The following is a 17,901-nucleotide window of genomic DNA, read 5'->3' as shown; positions in this document are numbered from 1 at the left end:
TTCTCTGCGGAGCCGTGGGCTCACGGCTCCGTGGTCTCGGGGAGCCCCTCGTTCGCGATCGTCACGGATTCCCACACCTGGCCGTACCACGGGCTGTCGGCAATCACGTCATCACTCACCGGGGCCATTCCTGGCAGCGTCTCAGTGTAGTCGCTTCCCGTGTCGTCGATGACCGTGAAGGCGGTCTCGCCCTCCTTGACGAAACGCAGCCGCTCGCGGGCCTGCTGCTCGACGTAATCCTCGTCGCGCCACCGCGCGAGCTCCTGCTCCAGCGCGGCGATCTCTTCCTTCTCGGTGGCGATCTCCTGATGGAGCGCGCCGATGTCGGCCCGCTGGCGCAGGTAGCCCGACAACGCCGGCGCCACGACGAGGGCCATGACGACGAGCAGGACGCCGAGGGTCAGCAGCCGGCGCACGTGGACGGGGGTGGGCCGCTGCCCCACCGCCGGGGTCGCGGTCGCCGAGCGGCCTCCCGGGCGGGCCGAGGTGCGGCGCGCGGGGCCGGTGGGTCGGCTGCCGGCGCGGGAGGTGCGCCGGTCGCGCGGGCCACGGGCCGTGCTCATCGGGCTCCTTGTCGATCAGGTGGGGTCGGTGTGACGGGTGAGGCCAGGGTATGCCGACCGCTCGCGGGCGCGCCGGACGCCGCGCCGAGGGGCTCGTCGGCCCGGGCCGAACCTGTGCACGTCATCGGGCCAGGGCGCAGAGCACTTCCTGCGCCCTGGCCCGATGACCGTGACCAGGGTGTCATCCGAGGGCGGAGGCCCCCAGAGCTCTGGCCAGGTGGGGCCTCAGCCGCGGAAGCGCGGGAAGGCGCCGGCCCCGGCATACACCGCGGCGTCGTCGAGCTCCTCCTCGATGCGCAGCAGCTGGTTGTACTTCGCGACGCGCTCGGAGCGGGCGGGTGCGCCGGTCTTGATCTGGCCGCAGTTGGTGGCCACGGCGAGGTCGGCGATGGTGACGTCCTCGGTCTCGCCGGAGCGGTGGCTCATCATGCACCGGAACCCGTTGCTCTGCGCCAGCGCGACGGCGTCGAGGGTCTCGGTGAGCGAGCCGATCTGGTTGACCTTGACGAGCAGCGCGTTGGCCGCGCCGTCGCTGATGCCCCGCTGCAGCCGCTCGGGGTTGGTGACGAAGAGGTCGTCGCCGACGAGCTGCACCCTCGTGCCGAGCTGGGTGGTCATCTGGACCCAGCCCTCCCAGTCGTCCTCGTTGAGCGGGTCCTCGATGGAGACCAGCGGGTAGGCATCGACGAGCTCGGCGTAGTACTTCACCATGTCGGCGGCCTTGCGCTTCTTGCCCTCGAAGGTGTACTTCCCCTTGTCGAAGAACTCGCTCGCGGCGACGTCGAGTGCCAGCGCGATGTCCGAGCCCGGGGTGTAGCCGGCCTTGGTGATGGCCTCCATGATGAGGTCGAGCGCGGCCCGGTTGGACTCGAGGTTGGGCGCGAAGCCGCCCTCGTCCCCCAGCCCGGTGGACAGGCCGCGGTCCTTGAGCACGCGCTTGAGCGCGTGGTAGACCTCGGTGCCCCAACGCAGGGCCTCACGGAAGCTCGGTGCCCCGATCGGGGCGATCATGAACTCCTGGATGTCGACGTTGGAGTCGGCGTGCGAGCCACCGTTGAGGATGTTCATCATCGGCACCGGCAGGACGTGCGCGTTGGGGCCGCCTACGTAGCGGAAGAGCGGCAGCCCGGCGGAGTCGGCGGCGGCCTTGGCCACGGCCAGCGAGACGCCGAGGATGGCGTTGGCGCCGATCTCACCCTTGTTGTCGGTGCCGTCGGCGGCGAGCATCTCGTTGTCGACGAGGCGCTGCTCGGAGGCGTCGAAGCCCAGCAGGCGCGGCTCGAGGTCGTCCATCACGGCGGCGACAGCATTCTCCACCCCCTTGCCGAGGTAGCGGCTCGCGTCACCGTCGCGGCGCTCGACCGCCTCGAAGGCACCGGTCGAGGCGCCGGAGGGGACGGCGGCGCGGGCGACGGTGCCGTCGTCCAGGCCCACCTCCACCTCCACCGTGGGGTTGCCTCGGGAGTCGAGGATCTCGCGGGCGATGATGGCGTCGATGGCAGCCATGTGCGCTCCTTTCACGGGGCGTCTCGGGGTCGTCCGGCAGCACTGACGGGCTCTGTCGCCGCTCAGCCTAGCGTCGCGCGGTCCCCACGGCCCGGTCGCACCCTGACGTCGGGTCAGTCGGCCTCGTCGCGGGCCGCCGACTCCACCACCCGGAGGGTATGCCGTAGCGCGGCATCCGGGTCGACGCCCCGCTCGCGCAGCTCGAGGACGGCGCGCAGCAGCGGTGCGCCGGCGTCACCGTCGGACTCCAACGCACCGACCTGCTCAGCGAGCCGTTCGCCCTGCCCGGCCCGACCCAGTCGGGAGGCGACCTTCGCCGCGCGGGCGAGCGGCGGCATACCAGTCGGGATGCCGTCGAGCGGGTGCTCGCGGGCGCCCGCCCCCGAGGCGGCCCGCTCGTCGGCCTTGATCTGCTCCCAGTTGCGGGCGACGTCGGCCGCCCCGTCGACCTCGACGCGGGCGAAGACGTGCGGGTGGCGACGGACGAGTTTGGCGACGAGCCCGGCGGCGACGTCGTCGACGTCGAAGGGTTCGTCGGCATGCTCGGCCCCGACCCGGGCGTGGAAGAGCACCTGCAGCAGGACGTCGCCCAGCTCGTCGATCGCGTGCTCGCGCGGAGCGCCGGTCGCGGCGTCCAGCCCATCGAGCACCTCGGCCGCCTCGTGCGCCTCCTCGATGAGATAGGGCGTGAGGCTGGCGTGCGTCTGCTCGGCGTCCCAGGGGCAGCCACCGGGTGAGCGGAGCCGGTCCATGACGGCGACGGCGTCGAGCAACCGGGCGCCGGGGGTGTCCCAGGAGCCGACGAGCAGCTCCAGCGTCGGCGGATCCTCCTCCGGGAGCTGCACCGCGAGCGCCTCGGCGAGACCCGGGTCGCCGTCGGGCGAGCCCACCCACACGACGCGACCGGGCAGCCCCAGCAGCTCCTCGGCCCGCTCCCCCGGCGTGGCTTCCGCGCGCCCGGGGCGCACCTCGACACCGGCAGCGCGCAGGGCGCCCGGCACCGGCGCCTCGGCATCGGCGGCCAGGACGTGATCGGCCGAGCGCACGATCTCCCAGGCCGACGCCGACATGAGCCCCGGCGCCACCCGGGGGGAGGTCAGCAGCAGGCTCAGCTCTCGGGCTGGACGATCCACTCGGGCACCTCGGGCACGATGCCCTGACCGGCCGGGCCCCAGGAGCCGAAGCGCGGGTTGACCTCGACCGGCAGCGCGCCGATGTCGTCCTCGGTCAGGGACTGGAGCTCGGCGAGCACGGGCGCGAGTTCCTCGCTGGACATCGCGGCCTGGTCACCGGTGAGGGCGGCATAGCGCTGGAACTTCACGGCCTCGACGGTGAGGTCCCCGGCCTCGTCCTCGAGCCCGGCGTCGGACAGCTCGCTGCGGATCTCACTGTCGGTGATCTCATAGCTCGTGCCCTCGAACCAGCCGCTGAGCAGCGGCGCGAGGCCGGCCTGATAGATGGCGCCCGCGGTGTCGACCGGCTCGGGCGACACGACGCTGAGCTGCTGGCTGGCCTCCTGCACCTCCTCGACGCTGTAGCCGGTGCCGTCGATGACGACACCCTCGGTCATGCCGACCCCGCTGCACCCGGCCAGTGCGACCGCGGCGATCGAGGCTGCGAGAGGGAGGGAGTGTGCGCGCTTCACGATGGTCATCATCGCATGACGCGCCCGAGGCTCCCGTCGTGGCATGCTCGGCTCCATGAGCACCCTGAGCACCGCAGTCCTGGACCCGGCGACGCGACCCCGGGTCGTCGACGCCCTCCTCGTCCTCGCCGACGCCGAGGTCTCCACCAAGAAGGGCATCTCCGGCACGATGCTCAAGACCGCCTTCGCGGGGGCCAAGAGGGCCAGCGAGAGCAACGTGCGCAAGGGCGTGGACCGCCTCCTGCCCGGCCTGGCCCGCGCGCTCGACCCGCACTACGACGCCAAGGGCGACCTCCCCTTCGGCACCTACCTCTCCGACCCGGCGCGCTCGGGCCAGGTCGCCGACGAGCTCCTCGCGGTCGCCGACTCCGCCTCCGCCCGGGTCGAGGGCAACCCCCTGGGCCGGGTGTATGCCTCCTTCCGCGGCAAGGCGAAGGAGCACGTCGTCGCGGCCCTCCCCCGGCTCGGCGCCACCCTGGAGACCTTCGTCCACTGAGGGCGGGCCTGGCTGTCGGACCCAGGCGGGCCCGTGCAGTCTGGGGCGGTCACGACGATCACGCAGCCCCGCAAAACTCAGGGAACGACGCACCCTAGAAGCGCGCCGAGTCCGCCCGACAGGACGTGCCCCTGCTCCAGCGGGATCCAGTAGCAGTCGAACACCGGACCGCGTCCTCCACCCTCGGGGTCGGGCTCCCGACTGGGCCACCGGTCATCGACAGGGCAGTCCGTGGTGAGCTCGAAGAAGTGTCGGTGCATGACCACCGGGCGATAGGGAGTGATGTCGTAGTCCGCCTCACCAAGCTTTCGGAGCACCCTGAGATCGCCGAGGCCCGTCTCCTCGGACGCTTCCCGGAGTGCGGCGGCGGCGGGGTCCTCTCCTGGTCTGATACTCCCGGCTGGCACCTGTACGCCCACCTCGTCGAGGGGAAGATCACGGTGGGTGAAGACGAGGAGACAGCCCGCCGAGACGATGTAGCACACCACCTTGTCCGTCTGTACCTTCTCCACGGGTTCACCGTAGCGATCTCCCGACGTAGCCTGCCCGGATGGAGATCACGGAGACCGAACCCGGCACGCGCTGGTCGGCCACCGACGGGACGCACGCGGCCCAGGCCTTCATCGGGCGCCCTCAGCCGCTCCTTCGGTTGGCTGAGCGTCGATGAGCAGGTGCCGGTCGAGGCGACCCGCGAGCTCGCGACGGCACTCCGCGACGCGGCGGGGATGCCGTCTTCCAGGTGTGCCCGCCGTCGGAGGTGGACGGCGCGGAGCCGACCAATGCCGCCTGGGCGGACGAGAGCCTGCCTGCTGGGGCCACCCTCGGCGAGGTCGACGGGCTCGACGCGCAGGAGATCCTCGATCTCTGGATCCGGGTCTACACCTGGGTCCACGCGGGGTGGTCGCCGCTCGAGGACGAGGTCGCCGCACGCGAGATCTTCGGGCCGATGCTGGCCGAGGACCTGGCGCCCGAGCTGAGCGTGCTCATCCTGCGCGACGGCATACCCACGGCGGTGGCCTTGAGCTTCCGCGAGCCGGAGGGCCCGGTGTGCGTCGTCACCGAAGCGGTCGACCCCGACGCGCCGAGTGCACTGGAGGACGTCCGCGCAGCGATGCGTGCGGCCGTGCGTCGCACCGCAGACGCCGGGGAGCCGATGTTCTTCGACGGGCACGTCAGCGACCCGCACTACCCTTGAATCCTCGAGACCATCCCGCACGTCACGGGGGCCGGCCTGCACCTCCTGCGCTTCACCTGACCACGCCCCGTCGCATCCCATATCGGGATGCGTAGCGGTATGCTGGGTGCATGACCACTCAGATCGCGGTTCGGCTCCCAGACGAGATGGTCCGCTTCCTGGACCGGAGCGTCGCCAGCGGCAAGGCGCCCAGTCGTGCCGCACTGGTGGCTGCGTCCCTGGAGCGCGAGATGCGTCTGCAGGCTGCAGAGCAGGACGCACAGACCCTCGAGGACACGGGCGCGGCCGATGACCTCGACGATCTCGTCGCGTGGTCCGCGGCCCACGCGACGCTGGACGACTGATCTGTGCGCGAGATCTGTCTGGCGCGGCTGGACAAGACCCGCCCCGTTCTCGTCCTGACCCGGGATGCTGCGCCCGGTCATGACGAAGGTCACCGTGGCCCCCATCACGTCGACCATCAAGGGACTGTCCAGCGAGGTGCCGGTCGGACCGGTCAACGGGCTGGACCACGACAGTGCCGTCTCGGTGGACAACGTCCTCACCATCCCCGTCGACCTGCTGGGGACGGACGTTGGGTTTCCTCACGTCCGAGCAGGAGCGTCGTCTCGCCAGGGCCTTCGCGCTCGCCTACGACCTCGACATTCCCTTGCTGGAGTAGCCGCGGTCGGCCGAGTCGGATGCTCCGCATCCACGTGCGGCTAGGAAGAGAAGTCCCGTGCATCGACGATGCGATATGTCGACCTGAGGTGGGTCACGTTTCTGCGGCGAAGGCCAGCGGCAGTGCATCAGAGGCCACCCAGCCACCCCCAGGCCTGCATGTCTCAGCGCGGGCGCGAGGGCGGCCTGGCGATCTCGATGGCGCATCTCGGGCCGGGGGCCCGAGCGATGCGCCGATCCCCCGTGAGCAAGGTTGTCTGCAGCGCCTCAGCCAGGGCGACGTAGGAGGCGTCGTAGATCGTGAGATCCTCCCGCAGCTCCCAGGAGCGGACGACGAGTGTCTGGTGATCGACCCGCTGCAACGGCAGGGCGCGCAGGTCGTCGAGGGCAGCAGCGACACGTCTGGCGTCTAGCTGGCCACCACGGGCCAGGCCTCGCCACACCGACACGACGTCCAGGTCGACCAGGCTGGGTGCTGCCAGGTCCTCACCGCGCAGCCGTGCCCGAAGGTGGTCCCCGTCCGGCCCGGCGTCCAGAAGGGCGACGGCGAGGACGCTGGCATCAACGACGAGCACGCTCGAACCGCAGGGTGCTCACGGCGTCCGTCAACGGCAGGGAGGCTCCGTCCCGTCTGGCGGCCCGGTCGAGCACCTCCTCCAGCGTCGGCTGCTGGGCCTCACTGATGAGACGGGAGAGAAGGTACTCCTGGAGTGACTGGTGGGCGTGCGCCGCGCGCTGCCGCAGGACGGCGTGCGTCTCTTCCGGCACGCCCTTGATCTGGATGTTGGGCATGGCTCCATTATGGCTCCACATCCCGCCGTACGGAACCCCTGTGTAGGTCAGCGTCGAGCTGGAAGCAGCCGAGCGCCGCCCGAGGCCCCGCCTCGGCGAAGGTCAGCGTGCGGCGGCGAAGTCGTCGAGCAGGATGCCGCGGACGAGCTGGCTCGCCCAGTCGAGGATCTCCTGGTCGCGCAGCGGCTTGCCGCCGATCGGCGCGGTTTTGGGCACCGGCACGAGGATCTGGCGCAGCGCGGGCTTGATGATCGTGCCCTTGTAGACCCGGGTGAGCCTTAGCTGCTGGCTCTCGCGGAGGTTCTCCACCGGGGCGAAGCGGATCATCTGGCCCTGGATCGCGATGTCGCTGATGCCGGCGGCACGCGCCACGGTGCGCAGCCGGGCGACCTCCAGGAGCGTCTGCACCGGGGCGGGCGGCGCGCCGTAGCGGTCGACCAGCTCCTCGCGGATCCGTTCCAGGGAGTCCTCGTCGGCCACCTGCGCGAGCTTGCGGTATGCCTCCAGCCGCAGCCGCTCCCCCGGCACGTAGTCGTGCGGTAGGTGGGCATCGACCGGCAGCTCGATCTTGACCTCCGCGGGCGGGGCCTCGCCCTCACCCTTGAAGGCCGCCACGGCCTCGCCGACGAGCCGGACGTAGAGGTCGAAGCCGACGCCCTCGATGTGACCGGACTGCTCACCGCCGAGCAGGTTGCCGGCACCGCGGATCTCCAGGTCCTTCATCGCCACCGCCATACCGGCCCCGAGGTCGGTGTTGGCGGCGATCGTCTGGAGCCGGTCCACCGCCGTCTCGGTGAGCGGCTTCTCGGGCGGGTAGAGGAAGTAGGCGTAGGCCCGCTCCCGGCCACGACCGACCCGGCCCCTCAGCTGGTGCAGCTGGGAGAGACCGAAGGTGTCCGCCCGGTCCACGACGAGGGTGTTGGCGTTGGAGATGTCCAGCCCGGTCTCGACGATCGTCGTGCAGACCAGCACGTCAAAGCGCCGCTCCCAGAAGTCGAGGACCACCTGCTCCAGACGGTGCTCACCCATCTGCCCGTGGGCGGTCTCCACGCGGGCCTCGGGCACGAGGTCCCGCAGCCGGGAGGCGATCTTCTCGATCGAGCTGACCTTGTTGTGCACGAAGAAGACCTGCCCGTCACGCAGCAGCTCGCGCCGGATCGCCGCCGCGATCTGCTTCTCGTCGTAGCCGCCGACGAAGGTCAGCACCGGGTGCCGCTCCTCGGGAGGCGTGGCCAGGGTCGACATCTCCCGGATGCCGGTGATCGCCATCTCCAGGGTGCGCGGGATGGGCGTCGCCGACATCGCGAGCACGTCGACATTGGTGCGCAGCGCCTTGAGCTGCTCCTTGTGCTCGACCCCGAAGCGTTGCTCCTCGTCGATGATGACCAGCCCGAGGTCCTTGAAGCGCACGGTGGAGCCGAGGATGCGGTGGGTGCCGATGACGAGGTCGACCGAGCCGTCCGCCAGCCCGTCGATGACCTCCTTGGCCTCCTTGTCGCTCTGGAAGCGCGACAACGCCTTCACCGTGACCGGGAACTGCGCATACCGCTCGGAGAAGGTCTGGAAGTGCTGCTGCACGAGCAGGGTCGTGGGCACGAGCACCCCGACCTGCTTGCCGTCCTGGATCGCCTTGAAGGCCGAGCGCACGGCGATCTCGGTCTTGCCGTAGCCGACGTCGCCGCTGATGAGGCGGTCCATCGGCACGGTCTTCTCCATGTCGGCCTTGACCTCCTCGATCGAGACGAGCTGGTCCGGGGTCTCGACGTAGGCGAAGGCGTCCTCGAGCTCGCGCTGCCACGGCGAGTCGGGGCCGAAGGCGTGCCCCTTGGTCGCCTGGCGCGCGGAGTAGAGCCGGATGAGCTCGGCGGCGATCTGCTTGACGTGCTTGCGCGCCCGCGACTTGGTCTTCTGCCAGTCCGCGCCACCGAGGCGGTGCAGGGTGGGCGCCTCGCCGCCGACGTACTTCGTCAGCTGGTCCAGCTGGTCGGTCGGCAGGTAGAGCCGGTCGCCGGGCTGGTTGCGCTTGGACGGGGCGTACTCCAGCACGACGTACTCCCGGGTGGCGCCCTGCACCTGCCGCTGCGCCATCTCGACGAAGCGGCCCACCCCGTGCTGCTCGTGCACGACGTAGTCGCCCGGCCGCAGCTGCAGCGGGTCGACGCCCTGGCGCCGGCGCGAGGGCATGCGTCGCATGTCCTTGGTGCTGCCCCCGGTGGCCTGGCTGCCGGTGAGGTCGGTCTCGCCGAGCAGGACGAGCCCGACGTCGTCGAGCAGGAAGCCGCGACCCACCCGGCCGGTGGTCACCGTCAGCCGGTCGGTCGGCAGCGGGTCGTCACCGAGGTCGGCCAGGCTGTCGACCACCTGGTGGGCGACCTCGCGCTCGCTGAGCACCTCCCCGACGCGACGCGCCAGGCCGTGACCCTCGAGCGCCACGACGACCGGGCGCCCCTGGGCGAGCCAGCCGCGCGCGTCAGTGACGAAGGCATCGACGTCGCTGCGGTATGCCGTGACCGGGCTCGAGGGCACGTCGAGGGTGGGGGGTGCGTCGTCCGGTGCACCCGCAGCGCCCTCCGGCTCCTCGCGTCCCTCGCGGGCCTCACCATCCGGGGTGTCGTGCCGGACGAACTCCTCCAGCGACTCGTCCGCGGCGAAGGTCGACAGCGACCACCACGACCGGCCGGAGGACAGGGTGTGGCCGCGCATGTCCGCCAACGACCACGAGGAGGCGGTGCCGAGCACCTGCTGCAGGTCGATCGGCACCGCGGCGCCGCCCCCGGCCGCGGCGGCCCACCCGGCCCGCATGAACTCCTCGCTGGTGCGGACCAGGTCGTGCGCGCGGGTCCGCACCCGCTCCGGGTCGAGCACGACGACCCGGGAGGTCGTGGGGAGCACGTCGACCACCGTCTCCATGCCGTCGACGAGCGCGGGGGCGAGCGACTCCATACCCTCCACCGCGATGCCCTCGGCGATCTTGGCGAGCATGTCCTCCGCACCGGGCAGGACGTCGACGAGCTCGGCCGCCCGGGCGCGCACGTCATCGGTGAGCAGCACCTCCCGGCACGGCGGGGCGTAGAGCCCGTGCCCGGCGATCTCCAGGCTGCGCTGGTCGGCGACCTTGAACCACCGCACCTCCTCGACCGTGTCGCCCCAGAACTCCACCCGCACCGGGTGCTCCTCGGTCGGCGGGAAGACGTCGAGGATCCCGCCGCGCACGGCGAACTCGCCGCGCCGCTCGACCATGTCGACGCGGGTGTAGGCCGCCGCCGCCAGCGCCTCGACCACCTCGGTGAGCGGCCGGTCGTCGCCGGCGCGCAGGGCCACGGGGACGAGGTCACCGAGGCCCTTGACGAGGGGCTGGAGCAGGGCACGGACGCTCGCGACCACGACCCGCACCGGGCCGGTCGCCGGGTCCTGACCGGTCAGGTCGGGGTGGGCCAGCCGACGCAGGGTGGCCAGTCGGTGACCGACGGTGTCCGAGCGAGGGCTGAGCCGCTCGTGCGGGAGGGTCTCCCAGCTGGGGAAGCCCGCGACGTCGTCGGCGCCGCCGGGCAGCAGCTCCCCGAGCATCCCGACGAGGTCGTCGGCCTCCCGGCCCGTGGCGGTGACGGCGAGCAGCGGCGCGGGCGCGGCATCACCAGCGTCCCCACGGGCCCCCTCGCTGCCCTCCCCCGCGGCGAGCAGCGCCAGCAGTGCCGGGTGCAGACCGGGTGCTGCGGACACCTCGAGCGCGGCCTCGCCGCGGGCCGCGGTCTCCAGCACGGCGGCGACCGCCGCCTGGGTGCGCAGGGCGGCGAGGAGCGGGAGGAGCGGCATACGGGAAGGCCTCACGGGAGAGTCGGGGAGAACGACGATCCAGTCTAGATCCGGCGACCGACGGACGTGCCCCGCGCGAGCCCGGACGACCCCAGGGTGGCGCCCACCAGCGCCGTCAGGCAGGATCAGGAAGCGTGAGCCAGTTGACACATCGCTCCAGGGCGGCGCGGGCGGGGGCGGCCAGCCGCATCCTGGCCGTCGGCGCCGCGATCGCCGTCACCCCGCTGCTGGCGGTGAGCGCCGCCGCGGAGGAGCCGAGCTATCTCGAGGAGTCGGTCTACGACCCGGCCGACGTGCTCAGCGACGAGGAGGAGGCCGAGGCCGCCGAGCAGATCGAGGCGTTGCGCGAGGAGACCGGCCTTCAGCTCTTCGTCGCCTACGTCGACACCTTCACCGACGCCTCCGGCGAGACGGTCGACGGGCCGCAGTGGGCCGAGCTCACCTCCGAGGAGTCCGCGATGGGCACCGGCGACCTGCTGCTGGCGGTCGCGGTGGACCAACGCGCCTACGGCGTCGGGGACGTCGGCGGGAGCCTGTCGGACGACCAGCTCCAGACCGTGCAGCTGGAGGACATCGAGCCGCGGCTGGCGCAGGACGACTGGGCGGGAGCCATCGAGGGCGCGACCGAGGGCTTCGCCCGGGAGTATGCCGGCGGCTCCTCGGGCGGGGGCGTGAGCGTGCCCGACGACGAGTCGGTCTATCCCAGCTCCTCCGGCGGGCTGGGCGGCGCCTTCCCCCTGCTCTTCTTCGCCCCCCTCGTCGTCGGCGGCGTCGCCATGGCCGCGGGCCGGCGCAAGCGACGGCCGGACCCGGGCGCCCCGGTCCCCCCGCAGGCCCAGGGCCGCAGCCTGTCCGAGCTGCACCGCGAGGCGGCCGAGGCACTCGTGGGCATGGACAACGCCGTGCGCTCGGCCGGTGAGGAGCTCGACTTCGCGCAGGCGCAGTTCGGCACGCAGCGGACCGAGGCGTTCACCGCGGCGCTGGCCCGAGCGCGGGCCGCGGCGAAGGAGGCCTTCAGCCTGCGCCAGCAGCTCGACGACGACACCGAGGAGCCGGAGAGCGTCCAGCGCGGCATGCTCGGCCGGATCCTGGAGCTCACCGGGACCGCCCGGGCCGAGCTGGACGCCCAGACCCAGGAGTTCGCGCGGCTGCGCTCGTTGCAGGACCGCGCGCCGCAGTTCCTCGCCGAGCTCGCGACCAGGGCCCGCGAGACCCGCGACCGGCTGCCGGCGGCAGGGCAGGAACTGCGCGGCCTGGAGGCGCGTCATCCGGCCTCCGCGCTGGCCACGGTGCGGGGCAACCTCGACCAGGCGACCAACCTGCTCGACTCCGCCGACGGATTCGTCACGGCGGGCCGTCAGTCGCTGGAGCGCGACGACCGCGCCTCCGCCGTCGCCGCCGCGCGTGCCGCGGAGGAGTCCATCGGCCAGGCGGCCGCCCTGCTCGACCAGATCTCGACCGCCGACGCCGAGCTGCGCGGGGCCGGTGAGGCGATCGCGGGCGGCATCGCCTCGTTGTCCGCCGATCTGCAGGACGCGCGGCGGCTGGCGGGCAGCGAGCCCACGGTCACCCAGGCGGTGCAGCGGGCCCGGGCCGCGATCGAGCAGGCCCAGGCCAGCCGTGAGGGCGGCGACCCGCTGCGGGCGCTCGCGGAGCTCGACGCCGCCGAGCACGACCTCGACGCCCTGCTGGAGCCGATGCGCGAGTCCGACCGTCACGCGGCCAAGATGCGCGGCGACTTCGACACCCGGGTGAGCCGGGTCGGAGCCCGGCTGCAGAGCATCAACCAGACCATCGCCACTCGTCGCGGCGCGGTGAGCAGCGGCGCCCGCACCCGGATCTCCGAGGCCCTCCGGCTCTACGACGAGGCGGTCGCCCAGGCCTCCGACTCGCCGACCGCGGCCATGGACCTGCTGACCCGCGCCGAGCAGCTCGGGGAGCAGGCGCTCACCGAGGCCCAGCGGGACGCCGACCAGTGGGGCGGCCCGGGCGGCCTCGGCGGCCCCTACTCCGGTCGTGGCTCCCGCGGCATCGACCCGTGGTCGGTGCTGCTGGGCGGCATCCTCTCGGGCGCCGGCAGCTCGCACCGCCACAGCGGCGGCTGGGGTGGTGGAGGCTCCTTCGGCGGGGGCGGCGGGAGCTTCGGCGGCGGGGGCGGCTTCAGCGGAGGCGGCTTCGGCGGCGGCGGAGGGGGGAACTTCTCGGGCGGCCGATTCTGAGCAGACCCAGGCCCGGGCCGGGACGCTCGCAACCGCGAACGGCGCGGGCACGTCATACCCTCGACCTCTGACCAGCAGGACCCGCGGATCACCGCGGGTGGAGAAAGGACAGCACACATGACCCAGAAGCAGACGATCCTCGGCCGGGTGAGCCAGCTCGCGCGCGCCAACATCAACGCGCTGCTGGACCGCGCGGAGGACCCGGAGAAGATGCTGGACCAGCTGGTCCGGGACTACACCAACTCCATCGCGGAGGCCGAGGAGGCCGTGGCGCAGACCATCGCCAACGTGCGGATGGCCGAGGCCGACCTGCAGACCGACCGCGAGGCCGCGGCGGAGTGGGGCCGCAAGGCTGCTGCCGCCTCGGCCAAGGCGGAGGAGATGCGGGGCGCGGGCGACCCGGACGGCGCCTTCAAGTTTGACAACCTCGCGCGGGTGGCGCTGGGCCGTCAGATCCAGCACGAGAACGACGTCAAGACCGCCGAGCCGACGATCGCGCAGCAGAACCAGACCGTCGAGCAGCTCAAGACCGGGCTGGTCACGATGAAGACCAAGCTGGAGGACCTCAAGTCCCGCCGCAGCACGCTGGTCGCCCGCGCCCGCTCGGTCGAGGCGCAGGAGAAGGTCCAGGACGCCATGTCCTCCATCGACGTCATGGACCCCAGCAGCGACCTGTCCCGGTGGGAGGACAGCATCCGCAAGCAGGAGGCCATGGTCGCCGGCCGCGCGGAGGCGCAGTCGGCCAGCCTGGAGGACCAGTTCGCCGAGCTGGAGGCCGGGGACGGCGACGCCGAGATCGAGGCCCGGCTGCAGCAGCTCAAGAGCCAGGGCTGACGGCCCGGGCCCTGCCGGGGACGTTCGCCGTGAGGCGACCGCAGCCTGCCCTGGCGCTCGCCGGCGTCGTCCTGAGCCTCGGGCTCGGGGCGGCGTCGGCCTCGGCCACCCCTCCGCTGGACGACCTCTCGCCGCTCGTCGACGAGGCCGGGGTCCTGTCGTCGTCGACGAGCGCGGACGTGGAGGCCCAGATCTCCGCGCTGTCCGCAGAGCACCAGGTCGACCTTCACCTGGTCTTCGTGGACAGCTTCGACGGACTCCCTGGCCCGGAGTGGGCGGACCAGACCTTCGACCTGGCCGGTCTGGAGGACGGCGACATCCTCGTCGCTGTCGCCGTGCAGGACCGCCGCTACGGGTACGTGGAGCAGACCGAGCTCAGTGACGGGCAAACCCAGAGGGTGGCCGTCGAGAAGATCGAGCCCGCCCTGCGCGAGTCCGACTGGGACGCCGCCGCCACCGCCGCGACGACGGGGTTCCAGGACGCCGTCACCGGCTTCAACTGGTGGCTCTTCGGCGGGATCTGGGCGGCGGTCCTGGGCGTCCTCGGCGGTGTCGGGGCAGCCGTGCTCGGTCCGAGGGTCGCGCGGCGACGACGGGACCGGCGGGCGCGCGCCGAGCAGGTGGACGCCGAGCGCGCCCGGGTCGCCGAGCTCGTGGGTCGGACCCGTGAGCTCGCGGACCGGGCCGAGCAGGAGCAGGCCTTCGTCGAGCTGCAGCTGGGGGACGCGGAGGCCGAGCGACTGCGCACCACGGCGACGGAGGCGGCCACCAGACTGGATCGCGGTGTCCTCGAACTCGGCACCGTCCCCCGGCAACAGAGTGGCCGGCTCCCGGCTCAGGCGACCCTCGGCCAGTGGCAGAGCTCTCTGCACTCGGCCCGGCAGTCCCTCGAGGACGCCCACCGCAGGCTGTCCCTCGCCTTGGAGCACGTGGACCTCGCCCGTTCGATGCAGCAGGACACCTCCCGGCTCGACGACCTCACCGTCACCGTCGAGGACCAGGTGGCGAGGGCCGACGCGGTCGAGTCGCGGATGGCGGAGCTCGACCAGGCGTGGTTGCGCGGACGGGTCAGCCAGCTCCTCACGGAGTCCAGGGAGTCGCTGCGCCAGGCCCGGTCGGACCACGCGGCGTCGCTCGCCTTCGTGGGTCAGCAGCACTTCGGGAAGGCCGCCCACAGCCTGCTGAGCGGTGAGCAGGCACGCCAGAGCGCACAGACGCTGCTGGACCGGGCAGAGCACCCCGCGGCAGAGCTGGAGGCGGCCCTGCGGGAGCTCCGCCCCCAGGAGACCTCCTTGCGTCGGGCACTGGACGAGGCCCGACGGCACCGCGCCAGCCTCCAGACCCACCTCGACCGAGGTACCCGCCTGGGCCTGGAGCAGGTCGCTGCCGTGGACGCAGCCGGTGTGGACCGCGCCATCGAGAGGGCGACCTCGGCCCTGCAGTCTCATCCGCACGACCCCCCGGCACGCGCCGAGGCCATCCAGGCGGCGGCAGGTCAGCTCCAGACCGTCATGGCACCCGTGCTGGGCCTGGTGGCCGCCGTCGCCTCCAGCAGCGGCGGCCGCTCTCAGGGGGCACGCGCCGCGCGCCGGCGCTCGGCACGCCGACGGTCCTCCGCGAGGCGCTCGGCACGACGGCGATCCTCGCGGGGCCGGTCCTCGCGAAGCCGCGGCGGGGGTCGCTTCTGATGCTGCGGCGGTCAGCGGGCCACGCACGGAGACCGACGGGCCCGCCGAGCTCACGGCACCGCCTCGCCTGGGCCGCCCTCCTGGCCGTCATCGCCGGTGCCCCGCTGATCGGCCCCCTCCGTCCTGCTGAGGTGAGCGCCCAGGAACCCTTCGACCTCCCGGACGAGCTCGTGGACCAGGCCGAGGTGCTCACCGGGACCGAAGAGCTGACATCGGCGCAGGACAGGTTCACCGAACGCACCGGGCTCCAGCTCTTCGTCGTCGTCGTGGACGACTTCGCGGGGCAGGAGGGCGCGGACTGGCTCGCGCAGACGGCGGAGCTGTCAGGGCTGGGCGAGCAGGACCTGGCCGTCGCGGTCAGCGTCGACGACGCGGACGCCTCCGCCCTCGTCCCCCCGGCGGCCGGCCTCGATCCGGACGCGGTCTCGGCCATCGTCGAGGAGCTCACCGCCCAGGCCCGGGCGCAGGACGCACCCGGCGCCGTGCGCACTGCCGTCGTCGAGATCACCGCCCTTGACCCTGTGGACACCGCGCAGCAGACGCGCACCGCGGCAGCGTGGGCCGTGGGCCTCCTGCTGGCGCTCGCCGTCGTCCTCGTCGCCATCACCGCCTGGCGTCACCGGCGACGCGCGTCCGCACGTGCCGCCGAGGCGCGACGACGAGCGCAGGAGCTGAGCCGCCTCCTCGGGGGTGACGTCGTCAGCCTGGACCAGGACCTCGCGGACACGCGGATCCTCATCGAGCTGGCGGAGGCCGAGGTGGAACGGTCGCAGACCGCACCGGCCAGGGCCGAGCTGTCCGACGCGGAGGACCTGGTGCTGGAGGTGCACCGGGCACGCGCCGGTCTGTCGACCGGCGCGACGGACGACCTCACCTGGACCCTCCCCGCCGACGTGGTGGTCAAGGAGCTCCAGCGGCTGCGGTCCCTCGTCTCCTCCGCCCGCGATCACCTGGCCGACGCACGGTCCGCGCTGCCTCGTTGACCGCCTCCCAGCCGTGACCCGACCGTCGCGCGGAGAGTGCGGGCACTCCGTCCGTCGCCGGCTCTTCGCTCGACCGGGTCAGCGGGAGTGGAAGCGCTGCTGCGTCGCCTCGAGCCCCAGGTGGGCCAGGTCGACCACGGCGTCGACGCCGTCACCGACGAGCAGCTCGGTCTCGACCCGGTCCTTGGTCGGGAAGTCGGAGAGCACGTAGTCAGCCGGGTCCTGGCGACCGGGCGGACGCCCGATCCCGAGCCGCACCCGCAGGTAGTCCTTGCTCCCCAACGACTGGCTGATCGAGCGCAGCCCGTTGTGGCCGCCCTCGCCCCCACCGCGCTTGAGCCGCACCTGACCGGGCTCGATGTCGAGCTCGTCGTGCACCACGACCACCTGCTCGGTCGGGATCTTGTAGAACGTCGCCAGGCCGGAGACCGGGCCCCCCGAGACGTTCATGTAGGTCATCGGCCGGGCCAGGACGGCGCGCGGACCCGGCAGCCCGCCGGGGGCCGTCCCCAGGCGCACCTCAGCCGCCCACGCCTGACCGGCCTTGTGCTGACGCAGGCTCGCCCCCGACTGCCGGGCCAGCTCCTCAACGACCATGGCGCCGACGTTGTGCCGGTTTCCGGCATACCTCGTCCCGGGGTTGCCCAGGCCCACGACCAGCCACGGTGCCTCAGTCATGCTTCCTCGTTCCTGCTCTCGTGACACGGCGTGGCCGCGCCGGATGACACCGGGCGCGGCCACGATCACGCTGGGTGCGGGCGGATGCCCGCGCCGGATCACTCGTCCTTGGCGTCGGCGTCCTCGCCCTCGGCGGACTCGCCGTCGGCGTCGCCACCCTCGGCAGCCTCGGCCTCGGCGGCCTCCTCGTCGGACTCGTCCTGCTCGATGCCGGCCTCGGCCTCGGCCTCGGCGAGCTCGGCCTCCAGGGCCTCTTCGGAGATCGCCTGCGACACGTTGACTACCAGCGCCTCCGGGTCGGTGACCAAGGTGACGCCCTCGGGCAGCTCGACCTCGCCAGCCAGGATCTGGGTGCCGGCCTCCAGGCCCTCGACGGACACGGTGAGCCACTCGGGGATGCCAGTGATCGGGGCCTCGACCTCGAGCACCGAGTGGTCGGTGGTGACGACGGTCTCCGGAGCGGCCTCGCCCTCCAGGTGGACGCCGACCTCGACGGTGACCTTCTCGCCCTTCTTCACGACGACGAGGTCGACGTGCTCGATGAAGCGCTTGATCGGGTCGCGCTGGACGTCCTTGGCCAGGGCCATGTGGGACTCGCCCTCGACGTCCAGGGTGAGGACGGCGTTGGAGTGGCGCAGCGCCAGCATGGCCTCGTGGCCCGGCAGCGACAGGTGCAGCGGCGGGGTGCCGTGACCGTAGAGCACGGCCGGCACCTTGTCGGCGCGGCGGATACGGCGGGCAGCGCCCTTGCCGAACTCCGTGCGCTTCTCGGCGGAAATCTTCAGCTCGTCAGCCATGGGATAGGACCTCGTTCAGGGGTATGCGGTGG

At 72.5% G+C, this 17,901-nt stretch carries 17 protein-coding genes; 7 read left to right on the top strand and 10 right to left on the bottom strand.

The window, feature by feature from the left end; all coding sequences use genetic code 11:
• Positions 1–20 precede the first annotated feature (20 nt).
• The 4 genes from FA582_RS03145 to FA582_RS03130 form a co-directional block, all read right to left on the bottom strand.
• Positions 21–563: an FtsB family cell division protein gene (locus FA582_RS03145; protein WP_010148060.1), complete on the bottom strand. Its 543-nt coding sequence runs from the start codon at positions 561–563 to the stop codon at positions 21–23.
• Between the two features lie 225 nt (positions 564–788).
• Positions 789–2,069: a phosphopyruvate hydratase gene (eno, locus tag FA582_RS03140; protein ID WP_010148061.1), complete on the bottom strand. Its 1,281-nt coding sequence runs from the start codon at positions 2,067–2,069 to the stop codon at positions 789–791.
• A gap of 113 nt (positions 2,070–2,182) precedes the next feature.
• A complete protein-coding gene (locus FA582_RS03135) occupies positions 2,183–3,202 on the bottom strand; it encodes a nucleoside triphosphate pyrophosphohydrolase (RefSeq protein ID WP_010148062.1) in 1,020 nt (339 codons plus the stop codon).
• Positions 3,178–3,714, bottom strand: coding sequence for a hypothetical protein (locus FA582_RS03130; RefSeq protein WP_010148063.1), 537 nt, complete (start codon positions 3,712–3,714; stop codon positions 3,178–3,180). Before FA582_RS03130 ends, FA582_RS03135 begins: the two co-directional genes overlap by 25 nt.
• 55 nt (positions 3,715–3,769) lie before the next feature.
• On the opposite strand from FA582_RS03130, the gene FA582_RS03125 reads away from it, so the two are divergent.
• Complete coding sequence (locus tag FA582_RS03125) at positions 3,770–4,210, top strand: DUF6918 family protein (protein ID WP_029541183.1); 441 nt, start codon at positions 3,770–3,772, stop codon at positions 4,208–4,210.
• A gap of 77 nt (positions 4,211–4,287) precedes the next feature.
• On the opposite strand, the gene FA582_RS03120 is transcribed toward FA582_RS03125, so the two are convergent.
• A complete protein-coding gene (locus tag FA582_RS03120) occupies positions 4,288–4,722 on the bottom strand; it encodes an NUDIX hydrolase (RefSeq protein WP_010148065.1) in 435 nt (144 codons plus the stop codon).
• A 227-nt stretch (positions 4,723–4,949) separates the two neighbouring features.
• Here FA582_RS03120 and FA582_RS03115 point away from each other — a divergent pair, with 227 nt between their 5' ends.
• Positions 4,950–5,405: a hypothetical protein gene (locus FA582_RS03115; RefSeq protein WP_010148066.1), complete on the top strand. Its 456-nt coding sequence runs from the start codon at positions 4,950–4,952 to the stop codon at positions 5,403–5,405.
• 110 nt (positions 5,406–5,515) lie between these two features.
• Positions 5,516–5,749, top strand: coding sequence for a YlcI/YnfO family protein (locus FA582_RS03110; RefSeq protein WP_010148067.1), 234 nt, complete (start codon positions 5,516–5,518; stop codon positions 5,747–5,749).
• A 480-nt stretch (positions 5,750–6,229) separates the two neighbouring features.
• Here the strand turns inward: FA582_RS03110 and FA582_RS03100 are convergent, their stop codons facing one another.
• The 3 genes from FA582_RS03100 to mfd all read right to left on the bottom strand — a co-directional run bounded on the left by FA582_RS03100 (position 6,230) and on the right by mfd (position 10,670).
• On the bottom strand, positions 6,230–6,640 hold the full coding sequence (locus tag FA582_RS03100) for a type II toxin-antitoxin system VapC family toxin (protein WP_010148069.1): 411 nt from the start codon (positions 6,638–6,640) through the stop codon (positions 6,230–6,232).
• Positions 6,627–6,857, bottom strand: a complete 231-nt coding sequence (locus FA582_RS03095) for a FitA-like ribbon-helix-helix domain-containing protein (RefSeq protein ID WP_010148070.1) — start codon at positions 6,855–6,857, stop codon at positions 6,627–6,629. The genes FA582_RS03100 and FA582_RS03095 overlap by 14 nt, the downstream gene beginning before the upstream one ends.
• 102 nt (positions 6,858–6,959) lie before the next feature.
• The gene (mfd, locus tag FA582_RS03090) at positions 6,960–10,670 is read right to left on the bottom strand and encodes a transcription-repair coupling factor (RefSeq protein WP_010148071.1); all 3,711 of its coding nucleotides are present in this window, start codon (positions 10,668–10,670) and stop codon (positions 6,960–6,962) included.
• Positions 10,671–10,804: 134 nt separating this feature from the next.
• Between mfd and FA582_RS16590 the strand changes: the two genes are divergently transcribed.
• The 4 genes from FA582_RS16590 to FA582_RS03070 all read left to right on the top strand — a co-directional run bounded on the left by FA582_RS16590 (position 10,805) and on the right by FA582_RS03070 (position 16,394).
• Positions 10,805–12,889 carry a TPM domain-containing protein gene (locus FA582_RS16590; protein ID WP_010148072.1) on the top strand — a complete coding sequence of 695 codons (2,085 nt, stop codon included), beginning with the start codon at positions 10,805–10,807 and terminating at the stop codon, positions 12,887–12,889.
• A gap of 117 nt (positions 12,890–13,006) precedes the next feature.
• A complete protein-coding gene (locus FA582_RS03080; protein ID WP_010148073.1) occupies positions 13,007–13,723 on the top strand; it encodes a PspA/IM30 family protein in 717 nt (238 codons plus the stop codon).
• Between the two features lie 29 nt (positions 13,724–13,752).
• Positions 13,753–15,411, top strand: coding sequence for a TPM domain-containing protein (locus FA582_RS17375; RefSeq protein WP_010148074.1), 1,659 nt, complete (start codon positions 13,753–13,755; stop codon positions 15,409–15,411).
• A 131-nt stretch (positions 15,412–15,542) separates the two neighbouring features.
• On the top strand, positions 15,543–16,394 hold the full coding sequence (locus FA582_RS03070; RefSeq protein WP_158640851.1) for a TPM domain-containing protein: 852 nt from the start codon (positions 15,543–15,545) through the stop codon (positions 16,392–16,394).
• Positions 16,395–16,472: 78 nt separating this feature from the next.
• Here the strand turns inward: FA582_RS03070 and pth are convergent, their stop codons facing one another.
• Both pth and FA582_RS03060 read right to left on the bottom strand, forming a co-directional pair.
• The gene (pth, locus tag FA582_RS03065) at positions 16,473–17,072 is read right to left on the bottom strand and encodes an aminoacyl-tRNA hydrolase (protein WP_010148077.1); all 600 of its coding nucleotides are present in this window, start codon (positions 17,070–17,072) and stop codon (positions 16,473–16,475) included.
• A gap of 98 nt (positions 17,073–17,170) precedes the next feature.
• Positions 17,171–17,869, bottom strand: coding sequence for a 50S ribosomal protein L25/general stress protein Ctc (locus FA582_RS03060; RefSeq protein WP_010148078.1), 699 nt, complete (start codon positions 17,867–17,869; stop codon positions 17,171–17,173).
• Between the last annotated feature and the right edge of the window lie 32 nt (positions 17,870–17,901).

This window comes from Serinicoccus profundi, assembly GCF_008001015.1.
GTDB classification, from domain to species: Bacteria; Actinomycetota; Actinomycetes; order Actinomycetales; family Dermatophilaceae; genus Ornithinicoccus; species Ornithinicoccus profundi.
This window is presented reverse-complemented; position numbering and strand designations above follow the sequence as displayed.